Origin of the sequence: Streptomyces sp. CS113 (assembly GCF_002188365.1) — a bacterium.
GTDB classification, from domain to species: Bacteria; Actinomycetota; Actinomycetes; order Streptomycetales; family Streptomycetaceae; genus Streptomyces; species Streptomyces tendae.
In genome coordinates, this window is sequence record NZ_KZ195574.1 from 6926260 (window position 1) to 6951711 (window position 25452).

Consider the following 25452-nt stretch of genomic DNA (forward strand, 5'->3'; position numbering starts at 1 on the left):
ACCAGAGGCGGCCGACGACCCCCACGGGCGTAATCCGCGTTCCACAGCCCCGTTAGACTCGGTCTTTGGCACCTTTGCGTCCAGATCCGCAGACGAAGCGTCGACGAAGCGTCTCCGCACCGCCTGAGGACCGTAGACGGGGCGTCCCAGCCAGCCAATCGGAAGCACGGGAAGAGATGTCGGCACCGAATAAGTCGTACGACCCAGTCGAGGTCGAGGCGTTGAAACCGGAAGAGATCGAGCGCATGCGGGACGAGGCGCTCGCCGCCTTCGCCGCCGCGGACTCCCTCGACGCGCTCCAGGAGGCCAAGGTCGCCCACACCGGCGGCGCCTCCCCGCTGGCGCTGGCCAACCGCGAGATCGGCGCCCTGCCCCCGCAGGCCAAGGCCGAGGCGGGCAAGCGCGTCGGCATGGCCCGCGGTGCCGTGAACAAGGCGCTGGCCGCCCGCCAGGAGGAGCTGGAGGCCGAGCGCGACGCGCGGGTCCTGGTCGAGGAGGCCGTGGACGTCACGCTGCCCCACGACCGCGTACCGGCCGGCGCCCGCCACCCGCTCACCACGCTCTCCGAGCGCATCGAGGACATCTTCGTCGCCATGGGCTACGAGGTCGCCGAGGGCCCCGAGGCCGAGGCCGAGTGGTTCAACTTCGACGCCCTCAACATCGGCCCGGACCACCCGGCGCGCGGCGAGGCCGACACCTTCTTCGTGCAGGGTCCCGAGGGCGGCGCCGAGTCCGGCGTCGTGCTGCGCACCCACACCTCGCCCGTGCAGATCCGCTCGGCGCTCTCCCGCGAGCTGCCGGTCTACGTGATCTGCCCCGGCCGGGTGTACCGCACCGACGAGCTGGACGCCACCCACACCCCCGTCTTCCACCAGGTCGAGCTGCTCGCCGTCGACGAGGGCCTGACCATGGCGGACCTCAAGGGCACGCTGGACCACATGGTCCAGTCGCTGTTCGGCGCGGAGATGAAGACCCGGCTGCGGCCGAACTTCTTCCCCTTCACCGAGCCGTCCGCCGAGATGGACATGCTCTGCTACGTCTGCAAGGGCGCGTCCGTCGGCAACCCCGACCGGCCCTGCCGCACCTGCTCCAGCGAGGGCTGGATCGAGCTGGGTGGCTGCGGCATGGTCAACCCGCGGGTGCTCACGGCCTGCGGCATCGACCCGGAAAAGTACAGCGGCTTCGCCTTCGGGTTCGGCATCGAGCGGATGCTGATGTTCCGCCACAACGTCGAGGACATGCGAGACATGGTCGAGGGTGACGTCCGGTTCACCCGGCCGTTCGGGATGGAGATCTGATGCGGGTCCCGCTTTCCTGGCTGCGGGAGTACGTCGACCTGCCGGCCACCGAGACCGGCCGCGACGTGCAGGCCAAGCTGATTTCGGCAGGTCTGGAGGTCGAGACCGTCGAGCACCTGGGCGCCGACCTCAAGGGCCCCCTCGTCGTCGGCCAGGTGCTGACCATCGAGGAGCTGGAGGGCTTCAAGAAGCCGATCCGCTTCTGCACGGTGAACGTCGGACAGGCCAACGGCACCGGTGAGCCGCAGGAGATCGTCTGCGGCGCCCGGAACTTCGCCGTCGGCGACAAGGTCGTCGTGGTCCTGCCCGGCGCCACCCTGCCCGGCGGCTTCTCGATCTCCGCCCGCAAGACCTACGGCAAGACGTCCCACGGCATGATCTGCTCCAGCGACGAGCTGGGCATGGGCGACGACGGCACCCACGGCATCATCGTGCTGCCGCCGGAGACCGAGGTCGGCAAGGACGCCATCGAGCTGCTGGAACTGGTCGACGAGGTGCTGGACATCGCCGTCACCGCCAACCGCGGCGACTGCCTGTCCATCCGCGGCGTCGCCCGCGAGGCCGCCATCGCCTACGGCCTGCCGCTGCGCGACCCGGCCCTGCTCGACGTGCCCGGTCCCAACGCCTACGGCTACCCGGTGAAGATCGCCGACCCCACCGGCTGCGACCGCTTCACCGCCCGCACCGTGACCGGCCTCAGCGCCGAGGCGCGCTCGCCGATCTGGCTCCAGCGCCGGCTCCAGAAGGTCGGCATGCGCCCGATCTCGCTCGCCGTCGACGTCACCAACTACGTGATGATGGAGCTGGGCCAGCCCCTGCACGCCTACGACCGCTCCCTGGTCCAGGGCACCATCGGCGTGCGCCGGGCCCAGGAGGGCGAGAAGATCGTCACCCTCGACGGCACCGAGCGGAAGCTGCACGCCGAGGACCTGGTCATCACCGACGACCGCGGCCCGATCGGCCTCGCCGGTGTGATGGGCGGTGCCAACACCGAGATCGCGGACCACGACGCCGCCGAGAACGGCGGGAACGCGACGAGTGACGTGGTCATCGAGGCCGCCCACTTCGACCAGGTGTCCATCGCGCGCACCGCCCGCCGCCACAAGCTGTCCTCCGAGGCGTCCCGCCGCTTCGAGCGCGGCGTCGACCCGCAGGCCGCCGCCGCTGCCGCGCAGCGCACCGTCGACCTCCTGGTGCTGCTCGCGGGCGGCACCGCCGAGGCCGGGGTCACGGAGATCAGCGCCCCGTCCGCACCGCACACCATCAGAGTCCCGGCCGACCACCCGGACAAGGTCGCGGGTGTGGAGTACGGCCGCGAGACCGTCGTACGCCGCCTCCAGGAGGTGGGCTGCGACGTCTACGGCCAGGACGAGCTGATCGTCACCGTGCCGTCCTGGCGGCCCGACCTCGATGACATCAACGACCTGGCCGAAGAGGTCATCCGCCTGGAGGGCTACGAGAACCTGCCCTCCACGCTGCCCCGGCCCCCGGCGGGCCGCGGCCTCACCTCCCGGCAGCGGCTGCACCGCCGCGTCGGGCGGGCCCTGGCGGGTGCCGGTTACGTCGAGGCGCTGAACTACCCGTTCGTCGGCGAGCAGGTCTTCGACCAGCTCGGTCTCGACGCCGACGACCCGGCCCGCCGCGTCGTCAAACTGGTCAACCCGCTCAGCGACGAGGAGCCCGCGCTGCGGACCTCGCTGCTGCCGGGCCTGATGGGCGCGCTGCGCCGCAACGACGGCCGGGGCGCGCACGACCTGGCGCTCTTCGAGACCGGCCTGGTCTTCCACCCGCGCGACGAGCAGCGCGTCGCCGCCGACCTGCCCGTCGACCGGCGCCCCAGCGAGGACGACCTCGCCGCGCTGGACGCCGCGCTGCCCGACCAGCCCCGGCACGTCGCCGTGGTCCTGGCCGGCGCCCGCGAGCAGGCCGGCTGGTGGGGCAAGGGCCGTCCGGCCGACTGGGCCGACGCGGTCGAGTCCGCCCGGACCGTCGCCCGCGAGGCCGGCGCCGAACTGGGCGTCCGCAAGGGCCAGTACGGGCCGTGGCACCCGGGCCGCTGCGCCGAGCTGTTCGTCACCGTGGACGGCGAGGAGCGCGTCGTCGGACACGCGGGTGAGCTGCACCCGCGGGTCCTGAAGACGCTGGGCCTGCCCGCGCGCACCTGTGCGATGGAGCTGGACCTCGACTCCGTGGAGCGGGTCGGCGACGACACCCCGCAGGCGCCGGGCATCTCCACGTTCCCGGTCGCGACGCAGGACGTCGCCCTGGTCGTCGAGGAGTTCGTGCCGGCGTCGGAGGTCGAGGCGGCGCTGCGCGAGGGCGCGGGCGAACTGCTGGAGTCCATCCGGCTGTTCGACGTGTACGACAACGCGGAGCAGCTCGGTGAGGGGCGCAAGTCGCTCGCCTACGCGCTGCGCTTCCGCGCGGCGGACCGGACGCTGACGGTCGACGAGGCGTCGGCTGCGCGGGACGCGGCGGTTGCCCTCGCGGGCGAGCGGGTCGGAGCGGTGCTCCGTAGTTAGCGGTTCGCCCAAGGGGCGTGGGGTTTCTGCCGGTTCGGCGGCCGCGGGCAGTCGGTGGCTGGTCGCGCAGTTCCCCGCGCCCCTGGGGCAGCACCTGAGCGGCGCTTGACCGCCTCTCCGGCCGGCGGAGCCGTCCGCCCCGCCACGGAGTGTCGGGCAGGCAGCCGGGCGGACGGCATGGATACGGGCCGCCGCACTGTACGAGGGGGAGCCGGCGGCCCGGCCGGCCTCTTTCGAGGCCCTTCAGTCAACCGGCCCGGAACTCTCCGCGACAGCGCGCACACGCTGCGGATGCACGCACTCCGTTCACACCCCGTGTGAAGACCGGCACACTACGCTGTCGGCACCGATCCACCGGGGGGCACCATGCAGCCCAACACCCTGCTCGACGCGATCCTCGACGAGGCCGGGATCTCGCACGCGGGACTGGCCGCGCACGTCAACCAGGCGGGGCGGATACGCGGGCTCGCACTGAGGTACGAACACACCGCCGTCGCACGGTGGTTGAAGGGGCAGCGGCCGCGCGGGCAGGTGCCCGACCTGATCTGCGAGGTCCTCGCGTCCCGGCTGCACCGGCCGGTCACCCTCGACGACATCGGCCTCGGCGTCCCCGGCGAACCGGCCGCCCCGCACACCGGTTCACTGTCCGGGTTCGTGGAGCGGGCCACCGCCCTGTGGCGCTCCGACCAGCAGCAGCGCCCGCACATCCTCGGCGCGCCCGCGCTCACCGGCACGCCCGCCGTGATGCCGGTGTGGGAGTGGGAGAACCCGCCCGAGGACACGGACGTCTCCCGCGGCGGGCGGCACCGGGTCACCGCGGCCGACCTGGAGATGGTGCGCTGCGCCCGTACGCACTACGAGCAGATGTACCGCAAGGCCGGCGGTATCGCGACCCGCGCCCGCATCGTCGGCTTCCTCAACTCCGAGGCCGCGCCGCTGCTGCGCGGCGGCTACACCGACGCCACCGGCCGGCAGCTGCACCGGGCCACCGGGGGCCTGGTCGCGGTGGCCGGGATCTGCGCGTACGACTCCGACGCGCACGGCCTCGCCCAGCGCTACTTCCACCAGGCGCTGCGGCTCGCCAAGGCCAGCGGCGACCGTGGGCTCGGCGCCTACGTCATCGCACTGCTGGTCAACCAGGCGCTGTTCACGCGGGAGTACCGGCAGGCCGTCGCCTTCGCGGAGGCCGCGCTGCGCGCCGCCGGACGGCACATCACCCCGGCGCTCGCCTCCGACCTGTACGCGATGCAGGCGAAGGCGTACGCGCACCTCGGCGACGGCAGCGGCGCGCTGGCCTGCATCCGCCGGGCCGAGCAGGCCGCCGAGCGCATCCGGCGCGGGTACGAGCCCGACGAGACCGGCTACGTCCAGCCGGGCCTGGTCAACGTGCAGGTGGCGGAGGCGCTGCTGAGCCTCGGCGAACTCGCGGCGGCCGGGGAGCACGCGGCGGCGGCCGTCGACACCCCCGCGCACGACCGGGGCCGGGTGCACCGGCTCGCCATGCTCAGCACGATCGAGCTGCGCCGGGGCGACGCCGACAAGGCGGTCGCCACCGCCGTGCGGATGGCCGAGCAGGCCCGGGGCATGGAGTCCCAGCGGCTGCGCGACCGGCTGCGCGCGGTACGCGAGCACCTGGTGAGCAACGGGTGCGCGGGCACGGCCGAGGCGGCCGAACTCATCGACGGGGCGCTGCGCGTACCGCTGTAGCCGGCCCGAGCGCGCGGACCCTGCGCCCGCCCCTGCGCCGTGAGCGGCCGCCGTACGCCTGCTGCCGGGACGCTGCTGCTGCGATATTGCCACCTACTCAAAGAAAGGTGGCAGAACCGTGCAGTGGACGAAAGAGAGCGAACAAAATGTGTACTCAAATCGGTGGTTCAGTGTCCATCTCGCCGATGTCGCCCTGCCGGACGGCCGGCACCTCGACCACTTCCTGATACGGATGCGCCCGGTGGCCGTGGCCACGGTCGTGAACGAGGCCGACGAGGTCCTCCTGCTGTGGCGGCACCGCTTCATCACCGACAGCTGGGGGTGGGAACTCGCCGCGGGCGTCGTCGAGGACGGCGAGGACGTCGCGGTGGCGGCGGCCAGGGAACTGGAGGAGGAGACCGGCTGGCGGCCCGGCCCCCTGCACCACCTGATGAGCGTGGAGCCCTCCAACGGCCTCACCGACGCCCGGCACCACGTCTACTGGGCCGAGCAGGGCACGTACGTGGGGCACCCCGTGGACGACTTCGAGTCGGAGCGCCGGGAATGGGTCCCGCTCAAGCTCGTCCCCGACCTCGTCGCCCGCGGGGAGGTCCCGGCCGCCAACATGGCGGCCGCGTTACTCCTGCTGCACCATGTCAGGCTCGGGCGCGATCAGCCGTAGGCGTAGAAGCCCGAGCCGCTCTTGCGGCCGAGGCGGCCCGCGTCGACCATGCGCTGGAGCAGCGGGGGAGCGGCGTACAGCGGCTCCTTGTACTCCTCGTACATCGAGTACGCCACCGAGGCGACCGTGTCCAGGCCGATCAGGTCGGCCAGCTTCAGCGGACCCATCGGGTGGGCGCAGCCCATCTCCATGCCGTTGTCGATGTCCTCGCGGCTGGCGATGCCCGACTCGAACATCCGGATCGCGGAGAGCAGGTACGGGATCAACAGCGCGTTGACCACGAAGCCGGAGCGGTCCTGGGCGCGGATCGCGTGCTTGCCGAGCACCTTCTCGGTGAACAGCTGGGCCCGGCTGAGCGTGCCCTCGGAGGTGGTGAGCGCCGGGATCAGCTCGACGAGCTGCTGCACCGGCGCCGGGTTGAAGAAGTGGATGCCGATCACGTGGTCGGGCCGGGAGGTGGCGACCGCCAGCTTCACCAGCGGGATCGAGGAGGTGTTGGAGGCCAGGATCGCGTCCGGCCGGGTCACGACCTGGTCGAGCACCTGGAAGATCTCGGTCTTGACCTGCTCGTTCTCGACGACCGCCTCGATCACCAGATCACGGTCGGCGAACTCGCCGAGGTCGGTGGTGAAGCTCAGGCGCGCCTGCGTCGCGTCCCGCTCCTCCTCGGTGATCTTGCCGCGCTCGGCCGCCTTGGTCAGCGAGTTGTACAGCCGGGTGCGGCCGATCTCCAGAGCCTCGCCGGTGGTCTCGGCGACCATCACCTCCAGACCCGAGCGGGCGCACACCTCGGCGATGCCCGCCCCCATCTGACCGCAGCCCACCACGCCGACGCGTGCGATATCTCCCGAGATGCCGGTCACATCGTCCCTTTCGCTGACTCCACGGCTGGCAGCAGGCATGCCGGGGTCCCCGCTGCCTGCTCCGATCGAGCACGTTACCCCCGAATGGTCACGGATCCGTCTCCCGGGTCGGGCATGCTGAGGCCCCGTACACGATCCGTGACCGTGCGGATCCGCAGCGTTCAGGAGGTCTTCCCATGGGCGGTGTCTCGCGCCGTGCCTTCACGGTGGCGGCGTTGTCGGCGTTCACGGCGGTGCCCGCGGCGTCCGCGGCCCCGGGTCCCGCGAAGCCGGCGCCCCCGCGCAGTGCCGCCGCCGGGATGCGGGGGATGTGGCTGGCCACCGTGGCCAACCGCGACTGGCCCACCCGCGCCGGGCTGCGCGCCGCCGAGCAGCGCGCGGAGCTGATCGAGCACCTCGACAACGCCGTGCGGCACCGCCTGAACACGGTGATCCTCCAGGTGCGGCCGACGGCCGACGCCCTGTGGCCCTCGGCCCACGAGCCGTGGTCGCAGTACCTGTCCGGCAGCCAGGGCCGCGACCCGGGCTGGGACCCGCTGGGCACGGCCGTGACGGAGGCCCACGCCCGCGGACTGCACCTGCACGCCTGGTTCAACCCGTACCGCGTCGCCACCCACGACGACCCGGCGCACCTCGTCTCCTCCCACCCGGCGCGCAAGAACCCGGGGTGGGTGGTGCCGTACGGCGGGCAGCTCTACTACAACCCCGGGCTGCCCGAGGTCCGCGCCTTCGTACAGGACGCGATCATGGACGCGGTGGCCAAGTACGCGGTGGACGGCGTCCACTTCGACGACTACTTCTACCCCTATCCGGTGGCGGGCCAGAGCTTCGACGACGGCGGCACCTTCTCCACCTTCGGCACCGGCTTCGCCACGAAGGCCGACTGGCGCCGCGACAACATCGACCGGCTGGTGCGCGAGACCGCACAGCGCGTCAAGGAGGTCCGCCCGGCCGCCCGCTTCGGCGTCAGCCCCTTCGGCGTGTGGCGCAACGCCGCCACCGACGAGCGCGGCTCCGACAGCCGGGCGGGTGTCCAGACGTACGACGACCTGTACGCCGACACCCGCAAGTGGGTGCGCGAGGGCTGGCTCGACTACGTGGTGCCGCAGCTGTACTGGAACATCGGCATGGACGGCGCTGACTACGCGAAGCTGCTGCCCTGGTGGGCCGAGGTGGCCCGGGGCAGCCGCACCCAGCTGTACGTCGGCGAGGCGCTGTACAAGTCCGGCGACCCGGCGCAGCCCGCCGCCTGGCAGGACCCGGCCGAACTCTCCCGCCACCTGACGCTGGCCGCCCGGTACCCGGAGGTCCGCGGGCACGTCTACTTCTCGGCGAAGGACATCGCCGACGACCGCGGCGGCGCGATGACGCGGCTGGCCGCCGACCACTACACGCAGCCGGCCGCCGCCCCGCGCTGAGCCGCTCCCGCGCGGTGTGCGACCGCCGGGTTACAGCTGGACCTCCCTGTGCCGGATCTCCGAGTCGGGGCCGGGCGAGCACACCGCCTCGTGCCCGTCCTCGAACCGGACCCGGTACGGGGGACCGCCGTCCCGGCCCATGACCTCGACGATCTCCGCGACCTTGTCGTGCTCACCGACCACCCGGCCGTGCTGCACCAGTTGATCGCCCTTGATTGCATGCATCCGTGAGGCCTCCTCACCTGTGCCGCCGGGCGGGGCCCTACCCCCGGGCCCGCTGGGTGACCGCGATGCACACCAGTACGGCCGCGGCCGTCAGCGGAGCGGCCACCGGCAGGTGCTCGCCCAGGAGAAGTACCGACCACACCAGTGTGAGCAGCGGCTGGGCCAGCTGCAACTGGCTGGCCTTCGGGATGCCGATCGCCGCCATGCCCCGGTACCAGACGACCAGGCCGAGGAACTGCGAACCGATCGCCACCCACAGCAGCCCGGTCACACTGTGCGCCGTCAGGTGCACCGGCTCGTACGACAGCGCCACCGCCGCCATCGGCACCGTCAGGGGCAGGCACAGCACCAGCGCCCAGCCGATGACCTGCCACCCCGGCATCTCCCGGGCCAGCCGGCCGCCCTCCGTGTAACCCGCCGCGCACACCAGCAGCGCCCCGAAGAGATAGGCGTCGGCCGTGGTCAGCGCGCCGCCGCTCTGCTGCACCGTGAAGGCGATCACGGCCGCCGCACCCGCCAGGGCCGCGATCCAGAAGGTGCGCGAGGGCCGGGTGCCGACGCGCAGGGCGGACAGCAGCGCGGTGGTCAGCGGGAGCAGGCCCACCACGACGGCGGCGTGCGCGGTGGTCGAGGTCTGCAACGCGAGCGTGGTCAGCAGGGGAAAGCCCAGCACCACCCCGGCGCCGACCACCCCGAGGCCCAGCCAGTGCCGCCGCTCGGGCGGTGCCACCCCCGCCACCAGCAGGCAGGACCCGGCGACCACCGCGGCCAGGATGCTGCGCACGGCGATCAGGGACCAAGGCCCGAAGCCCTCCAGCCCCCAGGCGGTGGCCGGGAAGGTGAGGGAGAAGGCGACGACGCCCAGGGCGGCCTGGACGGTACCGAACGAGCCGCCGCCGGTCTTCGCGCTCGAGGCGCCGACTGCTATCCGGGGCGATGCGGTAGCGCTACTCTGTGCTCTCATGCAAGAGCGTAGCAGCGTCGCTGACCTGGTGACCGTGTTGCGGCGGGAGCTGGACCGCTACTCACCCGGCGGAAAGCTCCCGTCCAGCCGGGCCCTCGTCGACCGGTTCCGAGTGAGCCCCGTGACGGTCTCCCGCGCCCTGGCCCAGCTGGCCGCCGAGGGGCTGGTCGTCACCCGGCCCGGCGCCGGCGCCTTCCGGGCCCCACCACGGCCCGCGGCCGCGCCCGCCGGGGACACCTCCTGGCAGGAGGTCGCGCTCAGCGCGGACGGCGCCGCCGACGTCGTACCGCGCTCGGTGGACGCCTCCGGGGTCCTGGTCTCGCTGGCCGCCCCGCCCCCCGGTGTCGTGGAGTTCAACGGCGGTTACCTGCATCCCTCGTTGCAGCCGGAGCGGGCGATGGCGGCGGCGCTGGCGAGGGCCGGACGGCGGCCCGGCGCCTGGGGGCGGCCGCCGATGGAGGGGCTGCCGGAGCTGCGGGAGTGGTTCGCGCGGGGCATCGGCGGCGCCATCACCGCGGCCGAGGTGCTGATCACCGCGGGCGGCCAGTCCGCGCTGGCCACCGCCCTGCGCGCGCTCGCCCCGCCCGGCACCCCCGTGCTCGTGGAGTCCCCCACCTACCCCGGCATGCTGGCCATCGCGCGGGCGGCCGGGCTGCGTCCGGTGCCGGTCCCCGTGGACGCCGACGGCGTACGGCCCGCCCTGCTCGCCGACGCCTTCCGCGCCACCGGCGCCCGCGTCTTCGTCTGCCAGCCCCTCTTCCAGAACCCCACCGGCGCGGTGCTCGCCCCCGACCGGCGCGCACAGGTGCTGCGCATCGCGCGGGCCGCCGGTGCCTTCGTCGTGGAGGACGACTTCGTGCGCCGCCTCGTGCACGAGGACGCGGGCCCGCTGCCCGCCCCGCTCGCCGCCGACGACCCGGACGGCGTCGTCGTCCACGTCTGCTCGCTGACCAAGGCGACCTCGCCCAGCTTCCGGGTGAGCGCCCTGGCCGCCCGCGGGCCGGTCCTCGAACGCCTGCGCGCCATCCAGATCGTCGACACCTTCTTCGTGCCCCGGCCGCTCCAGGAGGCGGCGCTGGAACTGGTCGGGTCGCCCGCCTGGCCGCGCCACCTGCGCGCGGTGTCGGCCGAGTTGAAGGCCCGCCGGGACGCCATGACGTCCGCGCTGCGGCTTCAGCTCCCCGCGATCTCCCTGGCCCACATCCCCTCCGGCGGCTACCACCTGTGGCCCCGCCTGCCCGAGGGAGCCGACGAGAGCGCCCTGGCCTCCGCCGCCCTGCGCGCGGGCGTCGCGATCACCCCGGGCCGCCCGTACTTCAGCGCCGAACCCCCGGCCGCCCACTTCCGGCTGAGCTTCGCGGCGGTCGCGAACGTCGGGGAGATCACGGAAGGAGTGCGGCGGCTGCGCACCGCCTGCCCGCGGGCCTGGGGCGGCTGACGCGGGCCCGATATCGGGTCGACGGGCTCTCCCCGGTCCTGCGAGCATCCCGGCATGACCGACACGCCGAGGCTCCCCGAGGGCTACGAGATCTCCACGGACCCGCACCGCATCGACGCCGGGCGCGTCCACCACTGGCTGTCCACCGACGCGTACTGGGCCCTGGGCCGGACCCGCGAGAAGCAGGACCGGGCCATCGCGGGCTCACTCAACTTCGGCGTGTACGACACGGTCTCCGGCGAGCAGGTCGCGTACGCCCGGGTGATCACCGACCTGGCCACCTTCGCGTGGCTGTGCGACGTGTACGTCGGCCCGTCGGTGCGGGCCAAGGGCCTCGGCACGGCCCTGGTCGCGGCCGTCCGCGAACACCTGGCGCCCCACGGGCTGCGGCGCATCCTGCTGGCGACGCACGACGCGCACGGGGTGTACGCCAAACTCGGGTTCACCGCGCTGGACCGGCCGGAGCAGTGGATGGCGTACGCCTTCGGTCGGTGAGCCGTGGCACACCCTGGGTGACCCATCGGTAACACCCCTTGACCGGGACACCCCGGCGCTCCACCATCACCGCATGGCGCTTCGGGTCACGTTCGTCGCGGCTGCGCGCAACTCCGCGCTGCTCGCGGAGCGCTTCGACGACGACCGGCCGCTGGACCGGGCCGGCTGGGACGAGGTGCTGCGCGCCGCGGGCGGCCTGCTGCCGCTGGCGGCGGCCGAGTTGCGCTACTGCTCGCCCACTCCCCGAAGCCGCGCCACCGGCGACGCCCTCGGCTGCGCCCCGCTGGCCCAACTCGCCCTGCGCGACTGCGACATGGGCCGGTGGCGCGGACTGACGCTAGGTGAGGCCATGGCCCGCGAGCCCGGGGCGGTGGACGCCTGGCTCGCCGATCCCCGGTCGGCGCCGCACGGCGGGGAGTCACTGCTGGGCTTCATCACCCGGGTCGGCGGCTGGCTCGACACCCGTCCCGGCGAGGACGGCGACCGGATCGTCGCCGTGGCCGAGCCCTCCGTGATCCGGGCCGCGCTGGTCTACGCGCTGAAGGCGCCGCCCGGAACGTACTGGAATCTGGACGTCCGCCCGCTGTCGACGACGACCGTGACGGGCCGCGCGGGCCGCTGGAGCCTCCGTTTCGAAGGCGCGCCGGACCAGGGGGCTACGCCTCCGGTGTTTCGCGAAGGTAATCCGTTGTGAGCAGCAGGTCCTTGGCCGGGCCGCCCACCCGCCACACCGTCCGCCAGCGGTCCGGGCCCCGGACGGTGAACTCGCCCCGGTAGAGGTCGGCGGCGCACGGGTGGTCGGCCACGTGGTGCCCCGTGGTCAGGTCCAGCCCGTGGAAGGGGCGGCCGTCCGCGAACCGCACGTCGGCGCGGCCGGGCCCGCTCCCCGGTTCGTAGCGCAGCGTCCGCTCGGCGGGCCGGGTCACGCCCTGCCAGGTGAAGTGGCCCTGCTCCCGGCTGATCAGCCCGCCGGCGTCGAGCCTCCCGGCGTCGACCGCCCCTCCGTCGAGCCCGTCGAACGACGTGGTTCCTTCGAAGCGGCCCTCCAGGCCGCTCGCCAGGTCCCGCACCGACCGCTCGGTGCGCCAACGCCCCGCGAGGTACGCCAGTACGTCGGGCACCGGCCACCACTCGCCCATTTCCACTCGCCTTTCCCGCTCCGGCCCACTCGTCGCCACGCGACCCATTGACGCGCCGCCACCCCCTCCCTATCTTGCCGTTCGAAGTGCTGACCAATGTCCGATATCCCGAACGACTACCTGGTGAGAGCCGCGGAGTATCCATGTCACGCACCCGCTGGAGACTCGGTCTCAGCGTCACCGCCCTCCTGACGGCCTCGGCCCTGCTGCCGTCCCCGGCACACGCGGAGGCCGCCGCCGACTACACGATCACCGTCGACCCGTCCGGCCGGGGCCCCGCGATCGACGACACGATGTACGGCGTCTTCTACGAGGACATCAACCGCGCCGCCGACGGCGGCCTGTACGCCGAGCTCGTGCAGAACCGCTCCTTCGAGTACTCCACCGCCGACCACGCCTCGTACACCCCGCTCACGGCGTGGGCGGCCGACGGCGCGGCCGAGGTGGTGGACGACGGGGGCCGCCTCAACGAACGCAACCGCGCCTACCTCTCCCTGGCCGCCGGTTCCACCGTCACCAACGCGGGCTACAACACCGGCATCCGGGTCGAGAAGGGCAAGAGGTACGACTTCTCGGTCTGGTCCCGCGCCGAGAGCGGCACCACCCTCACCGTCGCCCTCCGGGATGCCGCGGGCACCCTCGCGAAGGTGCGCGAGGTGGCCGCGAAGGGGACGTGGCGCAAGTACACCGCCACCTTCACCGCGACCCGCACCAGCAACCGCGGCCGCCTCGCGGTCACCACCACCGCCCCCGCCGCCCTCGACATGGTGTCCCTCTTCCCCCGCGACACCTACCGGCACCAGCCGAACGGCCTGCGCAAGGACCTCGCGGAGAAGATCGAGGCCCTGCACCCCGGCTTCCTGCGCTTCCCCGGCGGCTGCCTGGTCAACACCGGCTCCATGGAGGACTACAGCGCGGACTCCGACTGGCAGCGCAAGCGCAGCTACCAGTGGAAGGACACCGTCGGTCCGGTCGAGGAGCGCGCCACCAACGCCAACTTCTGGGGCTACAACCAGAGCTACGGCCTCGGCTACTACGAGTACTTCCGCTTCGCCGAGGACATCGGCGCCATGCCGCTGCCCGTCGTCCCCGCTTTGGTCACCGGCTGCGGCCAGAACAGGGCCGTCGACGACGACGCGCTGCTGAAGCGGCACATCCAGGACACCCTGGACCTCATCGAGTTCGCCAACGGCCCCCGCACCAGCGAATGGGGCAAGAAGCGCGCCGAGATGGGCCACCCCAAGCCCTTCCGCCTCACCCACCTCGAGGTCGGCAACGAGGAGAACCTGCCGAAGGAGTTCTTCACCCGCTTCCAGCAGTTCCGCGCCGCCATCGAGGCCGAGTACCCGGACATCACCGTCGTCTCCAACTCCGGCCCCGACGACTCCGGCGCCACCTTCGACACGGCCTGGCAGCTGAACCGCGACGCGGGCGTCGACATGGTCGACGAGCACTACTACAACAGCCCGCAGTGGTTCCTCCGGAACAACGACCGCTACGACTCCTACGACCGGAACGGCCCCAAGGTCTTCCTGGGCGAGTACGCCTCACAGGGCAACGCCTGGAAGAACGCCCTCGCCGAGGCCGCGTTCATGACCGGCCTCGAGCGCAACGCCGACGTGGTCAAGCTGGCCTCCTACGCACCGCTGCTGTCCAACGAGGACTACGTGCAGTGGAGCCCGGACCTGATCTGGTTCAACAACCACGCGTCCTGGAACTCGGCCAACTACGAGGTCCAGAAGCTGTTCATGAACCACACCGGCGACCGCGTCGTCCCCTCGAAGGCCACCGGCACCCCCGCCGTCAGCGGCCCCGTCACCGGCGCGGTCGGCCTGTCGACCTGGGCGACCAGCGCGGCGTACGACGACGTGCGGGTGACCTCGGCCGACGGGGAGACGCTCCTGTCCGACGACTTCTCCGGCGACGCCGCGCGGTGGACCCACACGGGCGCCGGCAGCTGGACCGTCCAGGACGGCCAGTACGTCCAGACGGACACGGCCGCCGAGAACACCATGGTCACGGCGGGCGACCCGGCCTGGCACGACTACGACCTGCACGTGAAGGCCACGAAGAAGTCCGGCAAGGAGGGCTTCCTGGTCGCCTTCGGCGTCAAGGACACCGGCAATTATTACTGGTGGAACCTGGGCGGCTGGAACAACACCCAGTCCGCCGTCGAGCAGGCCTTGGACGGCGGCAAGTCGACGCTGCTGTCCAAGGCCGGCTCGATCGAGACGGGCCGCGCCTACGACATCGACATCAAGGTCCGGGGCCGCCAGGTCACCCTCTACCTGGACGGTGAGGAGTGGGGGAGCTTCACCGACGACAAGCCGGCCGAGCCCTTCCGCCAGATCGTCACGCGGGACGACCGCACCGGCGAGCTGATCGTCAAGGTCGTCAACGCCCAGGACACGGCCGCCCGCACCACCGTCGACCTCGGCGGCGCCGAGGTCGCGCCCAGGGCCCGCGTCACCACGCTGGCCGCCGACCAGGACGCGGTCAACACCGAGACGGACGCCCCGGTGACCCAGGTGACCTCGACCTTCTCGGGAGCGGCGAGCACATTCACGTACACCTTCCCGCCGAACTCGGTGACGTTCCTGCGGCTCGGACGGCGCTGACCGCTGCCGGGTCCGGCGACGACCGCACCCCGTCGTCGCCGGACCGGGCTAGCGTGGAGCGCATGATCGTATGGCTGAACGGCACCCACGGTGCCGGTAAGACGACGACCGGCGTGCTCGTGCAGCGGCTGCTTCCCGACTCCCGGGTGCTCGACGCCGAGAAGGTCGGCGAGACGCTCATGGACATCACGCCGGCGCTGCCCGCACCCGGGGCGGACAACTTCCAGCACTGGCCGCCGTGGCGGCCGCTCGTCGTCGAGACCGCACGCCGCGTGCTCGACTACACCGGCGGCACCCTGGTGATGCCGATGACGGTGCTGGTCGAGGAGTACTGGCGGGAGATCGCGGGCGGCCTCGCCGCGCACGGGATCCCCGTACGGCACTTCGTCCTCCACGCCGACCGGGAGACCCTGCGGCGGCGCATCGCGGGGGACACCGTACTGGGCCCGGACTCGCCGTTCCGGCTCCGGTACCTCGAGCCGTACGCCGAGGCCGCCCGCGCCTGGCTGCACGCCGAGGCCGAGGTCGTCGACACCACGCACCTCACGCCCGACGAGGCGGCGCTGCGGATCGCGGAGGCCGTCAAGGCGTAGTGCGGCGGTAGCGCCGCGTCAGCGCACGCATCTCCCGGTTGTACGCCGAGCGCCGCCGGGCGATCCGGACGACGAGCGCCGCGCCGGCCGTCGCCACCGTGTACTGGGCCACCGCGTGGCGGAGCAGGGTCCCGCGGTCGGCGACCGCCCAGTCGCGGCCACCGAAGAGCGCGATGTCCTCGACGAGCTCCTCCTCGGCGGTGAAGTCCAGGCCGTCGATGCCGCCCCGGCCCCGGCTTCCGTCGGCCAGCGTCCACGCGCCCCGGCACGGTCCGTCCCACTCGCAGTCGACGTGCCCCTCCGTCACGGCCGACTGCCCATGGCGGTACCGGTCCGTGTTCGCCGCGGCGAACCACAGGGGAAGTACGAGGGAGCACAGGCACACCACGAGAGCACCGCGCTGCCACGGCCGCAGCCCGCCGACCAGCTCGACGATCCACGAACGCACGGCCCGCCCTTCCCGAGATCCTCAGGTCCGAGAGCGGCAGCGTAACGGACGTCCGAAGCGGTGCGTTGCATAAACGTGCAGCGAAACGTATAGTCATGCCATCCAGGAGGAGGGTTTTCCATGGCGGTACGTGCGGCGGTGGCCGGAGCGAGTGGGTACGCGGGCGGTGAGCTGCTGCGTCTGCTCCTGACCCACCCCGAGGTCGAGATCGGCGCCCTGACCGGCAACTCCAACGCCGGGCAGCGGCTGGGTGCGCTTCAGCCGCATCTGCTGCCCCTGGCCGACCGAGTGCTGGAGCCGACCACGGCGGACGTCCTCGCCGGGCACGACGTCGTGTTCCTCGCCCTGCCGCACGGGCAGTCCGCCGCCGTCGCCGAGCAGCTCGGGCCGGACGTCCTCGTCGTCGACATGGGCGCCGACTTCCGGCTGAAGGAGGCTGGTGACTGGGAGCGGTTCTACGGCTCCCCGCACGCCGGCACCTGGCCCTACGGCCTTCCCGAACTTCCGGGTGCCCGCGCCGCGCTGGAGGGGTCCAAGCGCATCGCGGTGCCCGGTTGCTACCCCACGGCCGTGTCCCTGGCCCTCTTCCCGGCGTACGCCGCGTCGCTGGCCGAGCCCGAGGCCGTGATCGTCGCCGCCTCCGGGACGTCCGGCGCCGGCAAGGCGGCCAAGCCGCACCTGCTGGGCAGCGAGGTCATGGGCTCCATGTCGCCGTACGGCGTCGGCGGCGGCCACCGGCACACCCCCGAGATGATCCAGAACCTCGGCGCGGTGGCGGGGGAGCCGGTCACCGTCTCCTTCACGCCGACCCTCGCGCCGATGCCCCGCGGCATCCTCGCCACCTGCACCGCGAAGGCGAAGCCCGGGGTCACCGCCGAGACGGTGCGGGCCGCCTACGAGAAGGCGTTCGCCGACGAACCGTTCGTGCACCTGCTGCCCGAGGGCCAGTGGCCCGCGACCGCCTCCGTGTACGGCTCGAACGCCGTCCAGGTGCAGGTCGCGTACGACGCCGCCGCGGGCCGGATCATCGCCATCAGCGCCATCGACAACCTGGCCAAGGGCACCGCGGGCGGTGCCGTCCAGAGCATGAACATCGCCCTCGGTCTCGACGAGACCACCGGACTGACGACGATCGGAGTTGCGCCGTGAGCGTGACGGCAGCGAAGGGATTCACGGCGGCGGGCATCGCCGCCGGGATCAAGGAGAGCGGCAAGCCCGACCTGGCCCTCGTGGTCAACACCGGCCCCCGCCGCTCCGCCGCGGGCGTCTTCACCTCCAACCGCGTCAAGGCCGCGCCCGTCCTGTGGTCCGAGCAGGTGCTCAAGAGCGGTGAGCTGACCGCCGTCGTGCTCAACTCCGGCGGCGCCAACGCCTGCACCGGGCCCAAGGGCTTCCAGGACACCCACGCCACGGCCGAGAAGACCGCCGAGGTGCTCGGCACGGGGGCGGGCGAGGTCGCCGTGTGCTCCACCGGGCTCATCGGCGTACTGCTGCCCATGGACAAGCTGCTCCCGAGCGTGGAAACGGCGGCCGGTCAGCTCTCCGAGCACGGCGGCGAGAAGGCCGCCATCGCCATCAAGACCACCGACACCGTGCACAAGACGTCCGTCGTCAGCAGGGACGGCTGGACCGTGGGCGGCATGGCCAAGGGCGCGGGCATGCTCGCCCCCGGCCTCGCCACCATGCTCGTCGTGATCACCACCGACGCCGACCTGGAGACCGAGGCCCTGGACCGCGCCCTGCGCGCCGCCACCCGGGTCACCTTCGACCGGGTCGACTCCGACGGCTGCATGTCCACCAACGACACCGTGCTGCTGCTCTCCTCGGGCGCCTCGGGCGTCACGCCGGAGTACGACGCCTTCGCCGAGGCCGTCCGCACGGTCTGCGACGACCTCGGACAGCAGCTCATCCGCGACGCCGAGGGCGCCAGCAAGGACATCAAGGTCGAGGTCGTGAACGCGGCGACCGAGGACGAGGCCGTCCAGGTGGGCCGCACCATCGCCCGCAACAACCTGCTCAAGTGCGCCATCCACGGCGAGGACCCCAACTGGGGCCGCGTGCTCTCGGCCATCGGCACCACCGACGCCGCCTTCGAGCCCGACCGGCTGAACGTCGCCATCAACGGCGTCTGGGTCTGCAAGAACGGCGGCGTGGGCGAGGACCGCGAGCTGGTCGACATGCGCTACCGCGAGGTGCACATCGTCGCCGACCTCGCCGCGGGCGACGCCACGGCCACCATCTGGACCAACGACCTCACCGCCGACTACGTCCACGAGAACAGCGCGTACTCCTCATGAGCGGCGCAACGAGCAACGCACCCACGCGGAAGCACACCGCGCTCCCCAAGGCCCAGATCCTCATCGAGGCGCTGCCCTGGCTGACCCGGCACCACGGCAAGACCGTCGTCATCAAGTTCGGCGGCAACGCCATGATCGACGAGGACCTCAAGGCCGCCTTCGCCCAGGACGTCGTCTTCCTGCGGCACGCCGGTCTCAAGCCCGTCGTCGTGCACGGCGGCGGACCGCAGATCAGCGCCGCCCTCGACAAGCACGGCATCGTCAGCGAGTTCAAGGCCGGCCTGCGCGTCACCACCGAGGACGCCATGGACGTCGTACGGATGGTGCTGGCCGGGCAGGTGCAGCGCGAGCTGGTCGGGCTGCTCAACCAGCACGGACCGCTCGCCGTCGGCCTCACCGGCGAGGACGCGCACACCCTCACCGCCACCAAGCACCAGCCCGAGATCGACGGCGAACTGGTCGACATCGGCCGGGTCGGCGAGATCACCGAGATCGACACCGGCGCCATCGAGGCCCTGCTCGCCGACGGCCGCATCCCGGTCGTCTCGTCCATCGCCCGCTCCCAGGACGACCACCATGTCTACAACGTCAATGCTGATACGGCGGCTGCGGCACTCGCTGCGGCGCTCGGCGCCGAGACTCTCATGGTCCTCACCGACGTCGAGGGCCTCTACGAGAACTGGCCGGACTCCGACGAGGTGATCAGCCGCCTCACCGCGTCCGAGCTGGAAAAACTGCTGCCCGACCTCTCCAGCGGCATGGTGCCGAAGATGGAGGGCTGCCTGCACGCCGTACGGGGCGGCGTCACCACCGCCCGCGTCATCGACGGCCGGGTCCAGCACTCGATCCTGCTGGAGATCTTCACCGACGAGGGGATCGGCACGATGGTCGTGCCGGACGAACAGGGGGAGTCGTGAGCAACACCGGGGTCGCCGCGGGAGCGGCGGGCAACGCTGAGCTGACCGAGCGGTGGCGGGGCACCCTCATGAACAACTACGGCACCCCGCGCCTGCCCCTGGTGCGCGGTGCGGGCTCCCGGCTGTGGGACGCCGACGGCACGGAGTACCTCGACTTCGTCGGCGGCATCGCGGTCAACGCGCTCGGCCACGCGCACCCGGCGGTCGTCGAAGCGGTGAGCCGGCAGATCGCCTCCCTCGGCCACGTCTCCAACCTCTTCATCGCCGAACCGCCCGTCGCCCTCGCCGAACGGCTGCTCCGGCACTTCGGCCGCGACGGCAAGGTCTACTTCTGCAACTCCGGCGCCGAGGCCAACGAGGGCGCCTTCAAGATCGGCCGGCTGACCGGCCGGCCGCACATGGTCGCCACCCACGGCGGCTTCCACGGCCGCACCATGGGCGCCCTGGCGCTGACCGGCCAGCCCGGCAAGCAGGAGCCGTTCCTGCCGCTGCCCGGCGACGTCACGCATGTGCCCTACGGCGACCCGCAGGCCCTTGCCGCGGCGGTCACCGAGGAGACGGCGCTGGTGATCATCGAGCCGATCCAGGGCGAGAACGGCGTCGTCGTCCCGCCCCCCGGCTATCTCAAGGCGGCCCGCGCGATCACCGCCGCCACCGGCGCGCTGCTCGTCCTGGACGAGGTGCAGACCGGCGTCGGCCGGACCGGGCACTGGTTCGAGTACCAGGCCCACGAGGGCGTCCTGCCGGACGTCGTCACCCTCGCCAAGGGCCTCGGCGGCGGACTGCCGCTCGGCGCGACGGTCGCCTTCGGCCGCGCCGCCGACCTGCTCCAGCCCGGCCACCACGGCACCACCTTCGGCGGCAACCCGGTCGCCTGCGCCGCGGGACTCGCCGTCCTCGACACCATCGAGGACGAGGGACTGCTGGACAACGTCAAGCGGCAGAGCGAGACGCTGCGCGGCGGGATCGAGGGCCTGGGCCACCCGCTCGTCGCCCACGTCCGGGGCGCCGGACTCCTCCTGGGTATCGTGCTCACCGAGCCGCTCGCCGCCCAGGTGCAGCAGGCGGCTCAGGACGCCGGAATCCTGGTGAACGCGCCCGCACCCGATGTCGTACGGCTGATGCCCGCGCTGAACCTCGGCGACGACGTGGTGGACGCGCTCCTCGGGGCGCTGCCCGGCATCCTTGACCAGGCCGCCGAGACGGCCCACGGGGACGGACGATCCGGAGAATGAGACGACGATGAGCCACGCGCAGGAGCACGAGCAGACGGCAGGGCCCGCCCTGCCGCAGACCCGCACCGCACGCCACCGCCGGATCGTGGACATCCTCAACCGGCAGGCGGTGCGCTCGCAGAGCCAGCTGGCGAAGCTGCTCGCCGACGACGGGCTCACCGTCACCCAGGCGACGCTCTCCCGGGACCTCGACGAGCTGAACGCGGTCAAGATCCGCAACACCGACGGCGACCTCATCTACGCGGTGCCCAGCGAGGGCGGTTTCCGCACCCCGCGGGCGCCGCTCGGGGAGTCGGCGAAGGAGGAGCGGATGCGGCGGCTCTCCGCGGAGTTGCTGATCTCAGCGGAGGCGTCGGCGAACCTCGTGGTCCTGCGCACCCCTCCGGGGGCGGCGCAGTTCCTCGCCTCGGCGATCGACCAGGCGGAACTGCACGACATCCTGGGGACGATCGCCGGTGACGACACGCTGATGCTGATCAGCCGGGAACCGACGGGCGGGCAGGCGCTGGCGGACCACCTGCTGCGGCTGGCCCAGAACGGGGGCTGAAGGGGGGCGGTGCGGTGGTCCGCCGACCGCGGGCGCGTCGTGGCCGGTCGCGCAGTTCCCCGCGCCCCTGAGGGCGTTGCAGCCAGGCCGGCCACCCCGGCCCCCCCCGCCGCAGCTGCGGGCAGTCGTGCCTCCCCCAGCGCCTGAACGGCCTGGGAGGTACCCCCGGGCGGCACGGGTGGGCGGTGGGGGCACCTCCCGCTCGAGCGAAGCCGAGAGTGGGGGAGGCACCTCGCGAACGCGGGCGAGTGCGATGCCGGTACCTCAGCCCAAGCGGGCCGCCAGCCCTCCCGTGCAGCGCACCTCGTCCCCCGCCGTGATCAGCAGCGCCTCCACCCCGTCCAGCGACTCCAGCCACCCCAGACCCGCCCGCGCCCCCATCGCGAACGCCGCCGTCGCCCAGCAGTCCGCCCACGTCAGCCGGGGCGCCACCACCGTCACGGACAGCAGGTCGGTCACCGCCGAGCGCCCGGTGCGCGGATCGACGACATGCGCGCCCCGCTCGGCGGAGCCGGACGTCGCCACGGCCAGCTCCGCCGCCCCCGCCGCCGAGACGACCGCCGCGAGGCCGCCCGGACGCAGCGGGTCCGACACCCCGACCCGCCACGGCCGCGCGGCACCCGGCGTCCCGAGCAACTGCACGTCCCCGCCGCCGTTGACACTGACGCCGCTCGCACCGCACGCCGCCGCGATCCCCCGCGCGGCGCGCTCCACGGCCCAGCCCTTGACGATCCCGGTCGGGTCGAGCCGCCCCTCGTACCGCGTGCTGAACCAGCCCTCGCTCACCCGCTCCGCCTCGGCCGCCAGCTCCAGCACCTCGGCGACCTCCGGCGCGCACGCGTCGAGGGCCAGTTCCCCGCGCGCCAGCCGGGAGACCTCGCTGTCGTCCCGGTACGTGCTGAACACCTCGTCGGCCCGGTGCAGTCCGGCGACCGCCTCGGCCAGCGCCGCCCGGACGGACGCGGGTTCCCCGCCGCGGACGTCGAAGGAGAAGACGGTCCCCATCGCCTCCTCCACGTGACGCACCGCGGCGGGAGCCTCGGCGGCCCCGGCCCCGGTGTCAGCCACCGGCCCGGTCCAGCGCCGACTGGAGGGACTGCGTGTACCCGGCGCTGGTGTAGGTGGCGCCGGAGACCGCGTCGATGTCGGCGGTGCCCGCGGCGACGGCGGCCCGGTTGAGCTTGGGCACGGCGTCCGCGGTGACCTGGTCGCTGCGGCCGCCCTTGGGCGCCTGGAGGGCCTCGACGTCCGTGATGCGCCCGCCGCTGACGGTGACCCGGACCTGCACGGGCCCGTACTGGGTCTGCGCGGCGTCGCCGGTGAGCACCTGCGTGCCCTGCCCGGTGCCGCCCTCGCCCGCGCCGTCCCCGGACCCACTCGGCTCCTGCCCGGCCGAGCCGCCCGCCGCGGCCGCCTTGTCGAGGGCCGACTGGAGGGACTTCACGTATCCGGCGCTGGTGTAGGTGGCACCCGAGACCGCGTCGATGTCGGCGTTTCCGGCCGCGACGGCCGCCCGGTTGAGCTTGGGCACGGCGTCCGCGGTGACCTGGTCGCTCTGCCCGCCCTTGGGCGCCTGCACGGCCTCGGCCCCGGTGATCTTCCCGCCGCTGACGGTGAGCCGGACCTGCACGGGACCGTACTGCGTACGGGCCGCGTCACCCGTGACCGTGCCGGTCCCGGCGCCCCGGCCGCCCTGCGGCGACTGTGCGGCCACGGGCGGCGCCGCGCCGCCCGCCGCCGAGGCGGAGCCCGGGTCGGACGCCGGTTTCAGCGACAGCAGCAGCACGATCCCGGACACGGTGGCGGCCCCGGCGAGCACGGCACGCCGAACGGGGTGGCTTTTCCTCATCTGTCCTGGACTCCCGATGTCCGTCGCTCACATCTCGAACGACTCGTGGTGGATACGGCGCGCGGGGACCCCCGCGCCGCGCAGTGCCTCGTACACCGACTGGGCGAAGCCGGGCGGCCCGCACAGGAAGACGTCGTGGCGCTCGACGTCCGGGATCTTCCGGGCCAGGGTCTCGGCCGAGATGTCCGGACGCTCCCCGTCCGGGCTGTTGACGGCGTACATCAGCCGGGCGCCGCGCTCGTCGGCGATGCCGGCCAGCTCGTCCCAGAGCGCCAGGTCCTGGGTGCTGTTGGCCCGGTAGAGCAGCGTGATGTCGCCTGAGGCGCCGGGCAGCGTCTCGAACAGGGCCCGCATCGGCGTGATCCCGACCCCGCCCGCCACCAGCAGCACCTTGCCGCGACTGCGGCGCTGGGCGGTCAGGGCGCCGTACGGGCCCTCCGCCCACACCCGGGTGCCCGGCGTCAGCTCCCGCAGCCGGGCGCTGTGGTCGCCGATCGCCTTCACGGTGATCCGCAGCATGTCCGGCCGGGGGGCCGCCGACAGCGAGTACGGGTGCGAGCTGAACCGCATGCCGGGCGCGAGGAACCGCCAGCGGAAGAACTGGCCCGCCTCCGCGCCCATCCGGTGCAGCCGGCGCCCGCCGATGAGCACCGACACGATCCCGGGCGTCTCCTCGATCACCGCCTCGACCCGCATCCGGTGCCGCAGGTTGAGGCGCAGGGGGGTCAGGACCCGGTACCAGAGGACCAGCGCGGTCACCGAGCCGTACAGGGCGTACCAGACGGTCTTGGCGACCGGTTCGACGGCGAAGTCGTTGCCGGTGGTCAGCTGGTGCCAGAAGGTCAGGAACACCGCCGCGTAGGTGAGCAGGTGCACGTGGTACCAGGCGTCGTACGGGATGCGGCGGCGGACGGGGCCGGCGGACAGGAGCCCGATGACGACCAGCAGGCCGGTGCCGATGGCCGCCTTGCCCATGTCCGGCAGCCGGTTCACCGAGTCGACCGTCTGGCCGACGATGTCACCGAGGCCCTGACCGGCCTGCGCCGCGTAGCCCCACATGATCAGGAAGACGTGGGCGACAACCAGGCAGAGGGTGTAGCGGCCGGTCATGGCGTGCCAGCGGGCGACCCGGTCGGACCCGACGCGCCGCTCCAGCGCCGGCACCCGGGCCATCTGGAGGACCACGAGTGCCATCAGGTACCCGGCGAGCAGTCCGGTGATCCGGCCGGCGCCGAGGATCTTGCCGGTGTCGTCGGAAATGGCGGGCGTGTTGCGCCACCACAGCCACAACACGCCCGCCGCGCCCGCCCACACGGCGAGCAGCAGGGGGACGGCGGGGGAGCGGCGCGGACGGATGCGCCGCATCGTCTGACGGCGGGCGGCACGGCCGCCGGCGAGCGTGGTGGTCACGGTTCCTCCGTGGGGACTTGACCCTTGGCCCACAGATACGCACCGTGCCGGGCGAGCGTTCAGCCCGGTTCGGCCGTGCCGTCCGCGTTCAGTACCGGGTGACCGCCGTCGCCCCGTGCGAGGTGCCGATCGCGAGATGCGGCCGTTCCCCCGGCTCGGCCCACCGCAGGATCCGCCGCATGGCCTCCTTCGGCACGGACACGCATCCGGCCGTCGCCCCGCGCCCGTCGACGTGCAGGAAGATGCCCGCGCCGCGGCCGCGCACCGGACGGTCGTAGTTGAAGCCGACGACGAGGGCGTGCGCGTACTGCGCCGAGTAGGTGATCAGGTGTTCGGCCTCGGTGGCCCGGCAGTCGGCGGGGCGCGGCTCGGTCCAGCGGTTGTAGGCGCGGGAGGCGTTGTCCTGGCACCACCAGGAGTCCTGACGGACCGGGCGGTACCGGTACGCCGTGCCGCGCGGTGCCGCCTCGATGCCGAAGGCGTACGGCAGGTCGTACAGGCCGGTCGGGGTGGTGTTCGTGCCCTGGACGCGTGTCGCCCCGTCGGTGAGTCCGCCGGACCCGAAGCGGGCGGGCGCGGAACCGGCCGCGACCCAGCGTCCGTCGCCCCCGCCCCTGCGGTCCCACCAGGTGACGGTGCCCGTGGTCGAGCCGGTGTCCGGCGCGACGGCGGTGATCAGCTGGGTGCCGCCGCCGGTGTCCGCCATCCGGTCCGGCAGCGGCCGGGGGGCCGGCCCGTCGGCGGGGGCGGCGCCGAGCAGGAGGAGGGAGGCGGCGGACATGAGGACGGCGACGGCACCGGGACGCAT

General features: G+C 73.0%; 24 protein-coding genes. 15 read left to right on the forward strand and 9 right to left on the reverse strand.

Features of this window, described 5'->3' with window-relative positions; genetic code table 11:
- The first annotated feature begins 176 nt into the window (after positions 1 to 176).
- The 4 genes from pheS to B9W62_RS31175 all read left to right on the forward strand — a co-directional run bounded on the left by pheS (position 177) and on the right by B9W62_RS31175 (position 6188).
- Positions 177 to 1298: a phenylalanine--tRNA ligase subunit alpha gene (pheS, locus tag B9W62_RS31160; RefSeq protein WP_087810269.1), complete on the forward strand. Its 1122-nt coding sequence runs from the start codon at positions 177 to 179 to the stop codon at positions 1296 to 1298.
- A complete protein-coding gene (pheT, locus tag B9W62_RS31165; RefSeq protein ID WP_087810270.1) occupies positions 1298 to 3820 on the forward strand; it encodes a phenylalanine--tRNA ligase subunit beta in 2523 nt (840 codons plus the stop codon). The genes pheS and pheT overlap by 1 nt, the downstream gene beginning before the upstream one ends.
- Positions 3821 to 4186: 366 nt before the next feature.
- Positions 4187 to 5527 carry an NsdA family TPR-like regulatory protein gene (locus B9W62_RS31170; protein WP_087810271.1) on the forward strand — a complete coding sequence of 447 codons (1341 nt, stop codon included), beginning with the start codon at positions 4187 to 4189 and terminating at the stop codon, positions 5525 to 5527.
- Positions 5528 to 5645: 118 nt separating this feature from the next.
- Positions 5646 to 6188, forward strand: a complete 543-nt coding sequence (locus B9W62_RS31175; protein WP_087810272.1) for an NUDIX hydrolase — start codon at positions 5646 to 5648, stop codon at positions 6186 to 6188.
- Here B9W62_RS31175 and B9W62_RS31180 read toward each other — a convergent pair.
- Positions 6179 to 7090 (reverse strand): 3-hydroxybutyryl-CoA dehydrogenase, encoded by a 912-nt coding sequence (locus tag B9W62_RS31180; protein WP_079032931.1) that lies wholly within the window; start codon positions 7088 to 7090, stop codon positions 6179 to 6181. The genes B9W62_RS31175 and B9W62_RS31180 overlap by 10 nt on opposite strands.
- 137 nt (positions 7091 to 7227) lie before the next feature.
- Between B9W62_RS31180 and B9W62_RS31185 the strand changes: the two genes are divergently transcribed.
- Positions 7228 to 8469, forward strand: coding sequence for a glycoside hydrolase family 10-like protein (locus B9W62_RS31185; RefSeq protein ID WP_087810273.1), 1242 nt, complete (start codon positions 7228 to 7230; stop codon positions 8467 to 8469).
- 30 nt (positions 8470 to 8499) lie between these two features.
- Here the strand turns inward: B9W62_RS31185 and B9W62_RS31190 are convergent, their stop codons facing one another.
- Together B9W62_RS31190 and B9W62_RS31195 are read right to left on the reverse strand one after the other, a co-directional pair.
- Positions 8500 to 8694 (reverse strand): DUF1918 domain-containing protein, encoded by a 195-nt coding sequence (locus B9W62_RS31190; protein WP_087810274.1) that lies wholly within the window; start codon positions 8692 to 8694, stop codon positions 8500 to 8502.
- Between the two features lie 37 nt (positions 8695 to 8731).
- Positions 8732 to 9658: a DMT family transporter gene (locus tag B9W62_RS31195; protein WP_087810275.1), complete on the reverse strand. Its 927-nt coding sequence runs from the start codon at positions 9656 to 9658 to the stop codon at positions 8732 to 8734.
- Between B9W62_RS31195 and B9W62_RS31200 the strand changes: the two genes are divergently transcribed.
- The 3 genes from B9W62_RS31200 to B9W62_RS31210 all read left to right on the forward strand — a co-directional run bounded on the left by B9W62_RS31200 (position 9657) and on the right by B9W62_RS31210 (position 12285).
- Positions 9657 to 11096, forward strand: a complete 1440-nt coding sequence (locus B9W62_RS31200; protein WP_179235762.1) for an aminotransferase-like domain-containing protein — start codon at positions 9657 to 9659, stop codon at positions 11094 to 11096. The genes B9W62_RS31195 and B9W62_RS31200 overlap by 2 nt on opposite strands.
- 54 nt (positions 11097 to 11150) lie before the next feature.
- Positions 11151 to 11591 carry a GNAT family N-acetyltransferase gene (locus tag B9W62_RS31205; RefSeq protein ID WP_087810276.1) on the forward strand — a complete coding sequence of 147 codons (441 nt, stop codon included), beginning with the start codon at positions 11151 to 11153 and terminating at the stop codon, positions 11589 to 11591.
- Positions 11592 to 11664: 73 nt separating this feature from the next.
- Positions 11665 to 12285 carry a histidine phosphatase family protein gene (locus B9W62_RS31210; protein WP_087810277.1) on the forward strand — a complete coding sequence of 207 codons (621 nt, stop codon included), beginning with the start codon at positions 11665 to 11667 and terminating at the stop codon, positions 12283 to 12285.
- Here the strand turns inward: B9W62_RS31210 and B9W62_RS31215 are convergent.
- Positions 12248 to 12730 (reverse strand): DUF6314 family protein, encoded by a 483-nt coding sequence (locus B9W62_RS31215; protein WP_179235763.1) that lies wholly within the window; start codon positions 12728 to 12730, stop codon positions 12248 to 12250. The two genes, B9W62_RS31210 and B9W62_RS31215, sit on opposite strands and share 38 nt — an antisense overlap.
- Before the next feature lie 143 nt (positions 12731 to 12873).
- Between B9W62_RS31215 and B9W62_RS31220 the strand changes: the two genes are divergently transcribed.
- Together B9W62_RS31220 and B9W62_RS31225 are read left to right on the forward strand one after the other, a co-directional pair.
- A complete protein-coding gene (locus tag B9W62_RS31220) occupies positions 12874 to 15348 on the forward strand; it encodes an alpha-L-arabinofuranosidase C-terminal domain-containing protein (RefSeq protein WP_087810279.1) in 2475 nt (824 codons plus the stop codon).
- Between the two features lie 62 nt (positions 15349 to 15410).
- On the forward strand, positions 15411 to 15941 hold the full coding sequence (locus B9W62_RS31225) for an AAA family ATPase (protein ID WP_087810280.1): 531 nt from the start codon (positions 15411 to 15413) through the stop codon (positions 15939 to 15941).
- Here B9W62_RS31225 and B9W62_RS31230 read toward each other — a convergent pair.
- Positions 15931 to 16389 (reverse strand): hypothetical protein, encoded by a 459-nt coding sequence (locus tag B9W62_RS31230; RefSeq protein WP_256976636.1) that lies wholly within the window; start codon positions 16387 to 16389, stop codon positions 15931 to 15933. The two genes, B9W62_RS31225 and B9W62_RS31230, sit on opposite strands and share 11 nt — an antisense overlap.
- A 120-nt stretch (positions 16390 to 16509) precedes the next feature.
- Between B9W62_RS31230 and argC the strand changes: the two genes are divergently transcribed.
- The 5 genes from argC to B9W62_RS31255 are packed head-to-tail and all read left to right on the forward strand — an operon-like array spanning position 16510 to position 21385.
- On the forward strand, positions 16510 to 17538 hold the full coding sequence (gene argC / locus B9W62_RS31235; protein WP_087810281.1) for an N-acetyl-gamma-glutamyl-phosphate reductase: 1029 nt from the start codon (positions 16510 to 16512) through the stop codon (positions 17536 to 17538).
- Complete coding sequence (gene argJ / locus B9W62_RS31240) at positions 17535 to 18686, forward strand: bifunctional glutamate N-acetyltransferase/amino-acid acetyltransferase ArgJ (RefSeq protein WP_087810282.1); 1152 nt, start codon at positions 17535 to 17537, stop codon at positions 18684 to 18686. Before argC ends, argJ begins: the two co-directional genes overlap by 4 nt.
- On the forward strand, positions 18683 to 19603 hold the full coding sequence (gene argB, locus B9W62_RS31245) for an acetylglutamate kinase (protein WP_087810283.1): 921 nt from the start codon (positions 18683 to 18685) through the stop codon (positions 19601 to 19603). Before argJ ends, argB begins: the two co-directional genes overlap by 4 nt.
- The gene (locus B9W62_RS31250; protein WP_087810284.1) at positions 19600 to 20838 is read left to right on the forward strand and encodes an acetylornithine transaminase; all 1239 of its coding nucleotides are present in this window, start codon (positions 19600 to 19602) and stop codon (positions 20836 to 20838) included. The genes argB and B9W62_RS31250 overlap by 4 nt, the downstream gene beginning before the upstream one ends.
- 7 nt (positions 20839 to 20845) lie before the next feature.
- Positions 20846 to 21385 carry an arginine repressor gene (locus B9W62_RS31255; protein ID WP_059299601.1) on the forward strand — a complete coding sequence of 180 codons (540 nt, stop codon included), beginning with the start codon at positions 20846 to 20848 and terminating at the stop codon, positions 21383 to 21385.
- Between the two features lie 264 nt (positions 21386 to 21649).
- Here B9W62_RS31255 and B9W62_RS31260 read toward each other — a convergent pair whose 3' ends face one another.
- The 4 genes from B9W62_RS31260 to B9W62_RS31275 all read right to left on the reverse strand — a co-directional run bounded on the left by B9W62_RS31260 (position 21650) and on the right by B9W62_RS31275 (position 25452).
- On the reverse strand, positions 21650 to 22390 hold the full coding sequence (locus tag B9W62_RS31260; protein ID WP_087812184.1) for an FAD:protein FMN transferase: 741 nt from the start codon (positions 22388 to 22390) through the stop codon (positions 21650 to 21652).
- Between the two features lie 55 nt (positions 22391 to 22445).
- Complete coding sequence (locus tag B9W62_RS31265; RefSeq protein ID WP_179235764.1) at positions 22446 to 23234, reverse strand: FMN-binding protein; 789 nt, start codon at positions 23232 to 23234, stop codon at positions 22446 to 22448.
- Positions 23235 to 23261: 27 nt separating this feature from the next.
- Positions 23262 to 24644, reverse strand: coding sequence for a ferredoxin reductase family protein (locus B9W62_RS31270; protein WP_179235765.1), 1383 nt, complete (start codon positions 24642 to 24644; stop codon positions 23262 to 23264).
- Between the two features lie 88 nt (positions 24645 to 24732).
- Positions 24733 to 25452, reverse strand: coding sequence for a L,D-transpeptidase family protein (locus B9W62_RS31275; RefSeq protein ID WP_087810285.1), 720 nt, complete (start codon positions 25450 to 25452; stop codon positions 24733 to 24735).

Coding starts and splice junctions, on each gene's coding strand:
- pheS (WP_087810269.1), top strand. CDS start 177: ATGTCGGCACCGAATAAGTCGTACGACCCAGTCGAGGTCGAGGCGTTG.
- B9W62_RS31255 (WP_059299601.1), top strand. CDS start 20,846: ATGAGCCACGCGCAGGAGCACGAGCAGACGGCAGGGCCCGCCCTGCCG.
- B9W62_RS31265 (WP_179235764.1), bottom strand. CDS start 23,234: ATGAGGAAAAGCCACCCCGTTCGGCGTGCCGTGCTCGCCGGGGCCGCC.
- B9W62_RS31195 (WP_087810275.1), bottom strand. CDS start 9,658: ATGAGAGCACAGAGTAGCGCTACCGCATCGCCCCGGATAGCAGTCGGC.
- B9W62_RS31225 (WP_087810280.1), top strand. CDS start 15,411: ATGATCGTATGGCTGAACGGCACCCACGGTGCCGGTAAGACGACGACC.
- B9W62_RS31260 (WP_087812184.1), bottom strand. CDS start 22,390: ATGGGGACCGTCTTCTCCTTCGACGTCCGCGGCGGGGAACCCGCGTCC.
- B9W62_RS31205 (WP_087810276.1), top strand. CDS start 11,151: ATGACCGACACGCCGAGGCTCCCCGAGGGCTACGAGATCTCCACGGAC.
- B9W62_RS31185 (WP_087810273.1), top strand. CDS start 7,228: ATGGGCGGTGTCTCGCGCCGTGCCTTCACGGTGGCGGCGTTGTCGGCG.
- B9W62_RS31220 (WP_087810279.1), top strand. CDS start 12,874: ATGTCACGCACCCGCTGGAGACTCGGTCTCAGCGTCACCGCCCTCCTG.
- argB (WP_087810283.1), top strand. CDS start 18,683: ATGAGCGGCGCAACGAGCAACGCACCCACGCGGAAGCACACCGCGCTC.
- B9W62_RS31210 (WP_087810277.1), top strand. CDS start 11,665: ATGGCGCTTCGGGTCACGTTCGTCGCGGCTGCGCGCAACTCCGCGCTG.
- pheT (WP_087810270.1), top strand. CDS start 1,298: ATGCGGGTCCCGCTTTCCTGGCTGCGGGAGTACGTCGACCTGCCGGCC.
- B9W62_RS31275 (WP_087810285.1), bottom strand. CDS start 25,452: ATGCGTCCCGGTGCCGTCGCCGTCCTCATGTCCGCCGCCTCCCTCCTC.
- B9W62_RS31200 (WP_179235762.1), top strand. CDS start 9,657: ATGCAAGAGCGTAGCAGCGTCGCTGACCTGGTGACCGTGTTGCGGCGG.
- B9W62_RS31215 (WP_179235763.1), bottom strand. CDS start 12,730: ATGGGCGAGTGGTGGCCGGTGCCCGACGTACTGGCGTACCTCGCGGGG.
- B9W62_RS31190 (WP_087810274.1), bottom strand. CDS start 8,694: ATGCATGCAATCAAGGGCGATCAACTGGTGCAGCACGGCCGGGTGGTC.
- argC (WP_087810281.1), top strand. CDS start 16,510: ATGGCGGTACGTGCGGCGGTGGCCGGAGCGAGTGGGTACGCGGGCGGT.
- B9W62_RS31170 (WP_087810271.1), top strand. CDS start 4,187: ATGCAGCCCAACACCCTGCTCGACGCGATCCTCGACGAGGCCGGGATC.
- B9W62_RS31180 (WP_079032931.1), bottom strand. CDS start 7,090: ATGCCTGCTGCCAGCCGTGGAGTCAGCGAAAGGGACGATGTGACCGGC.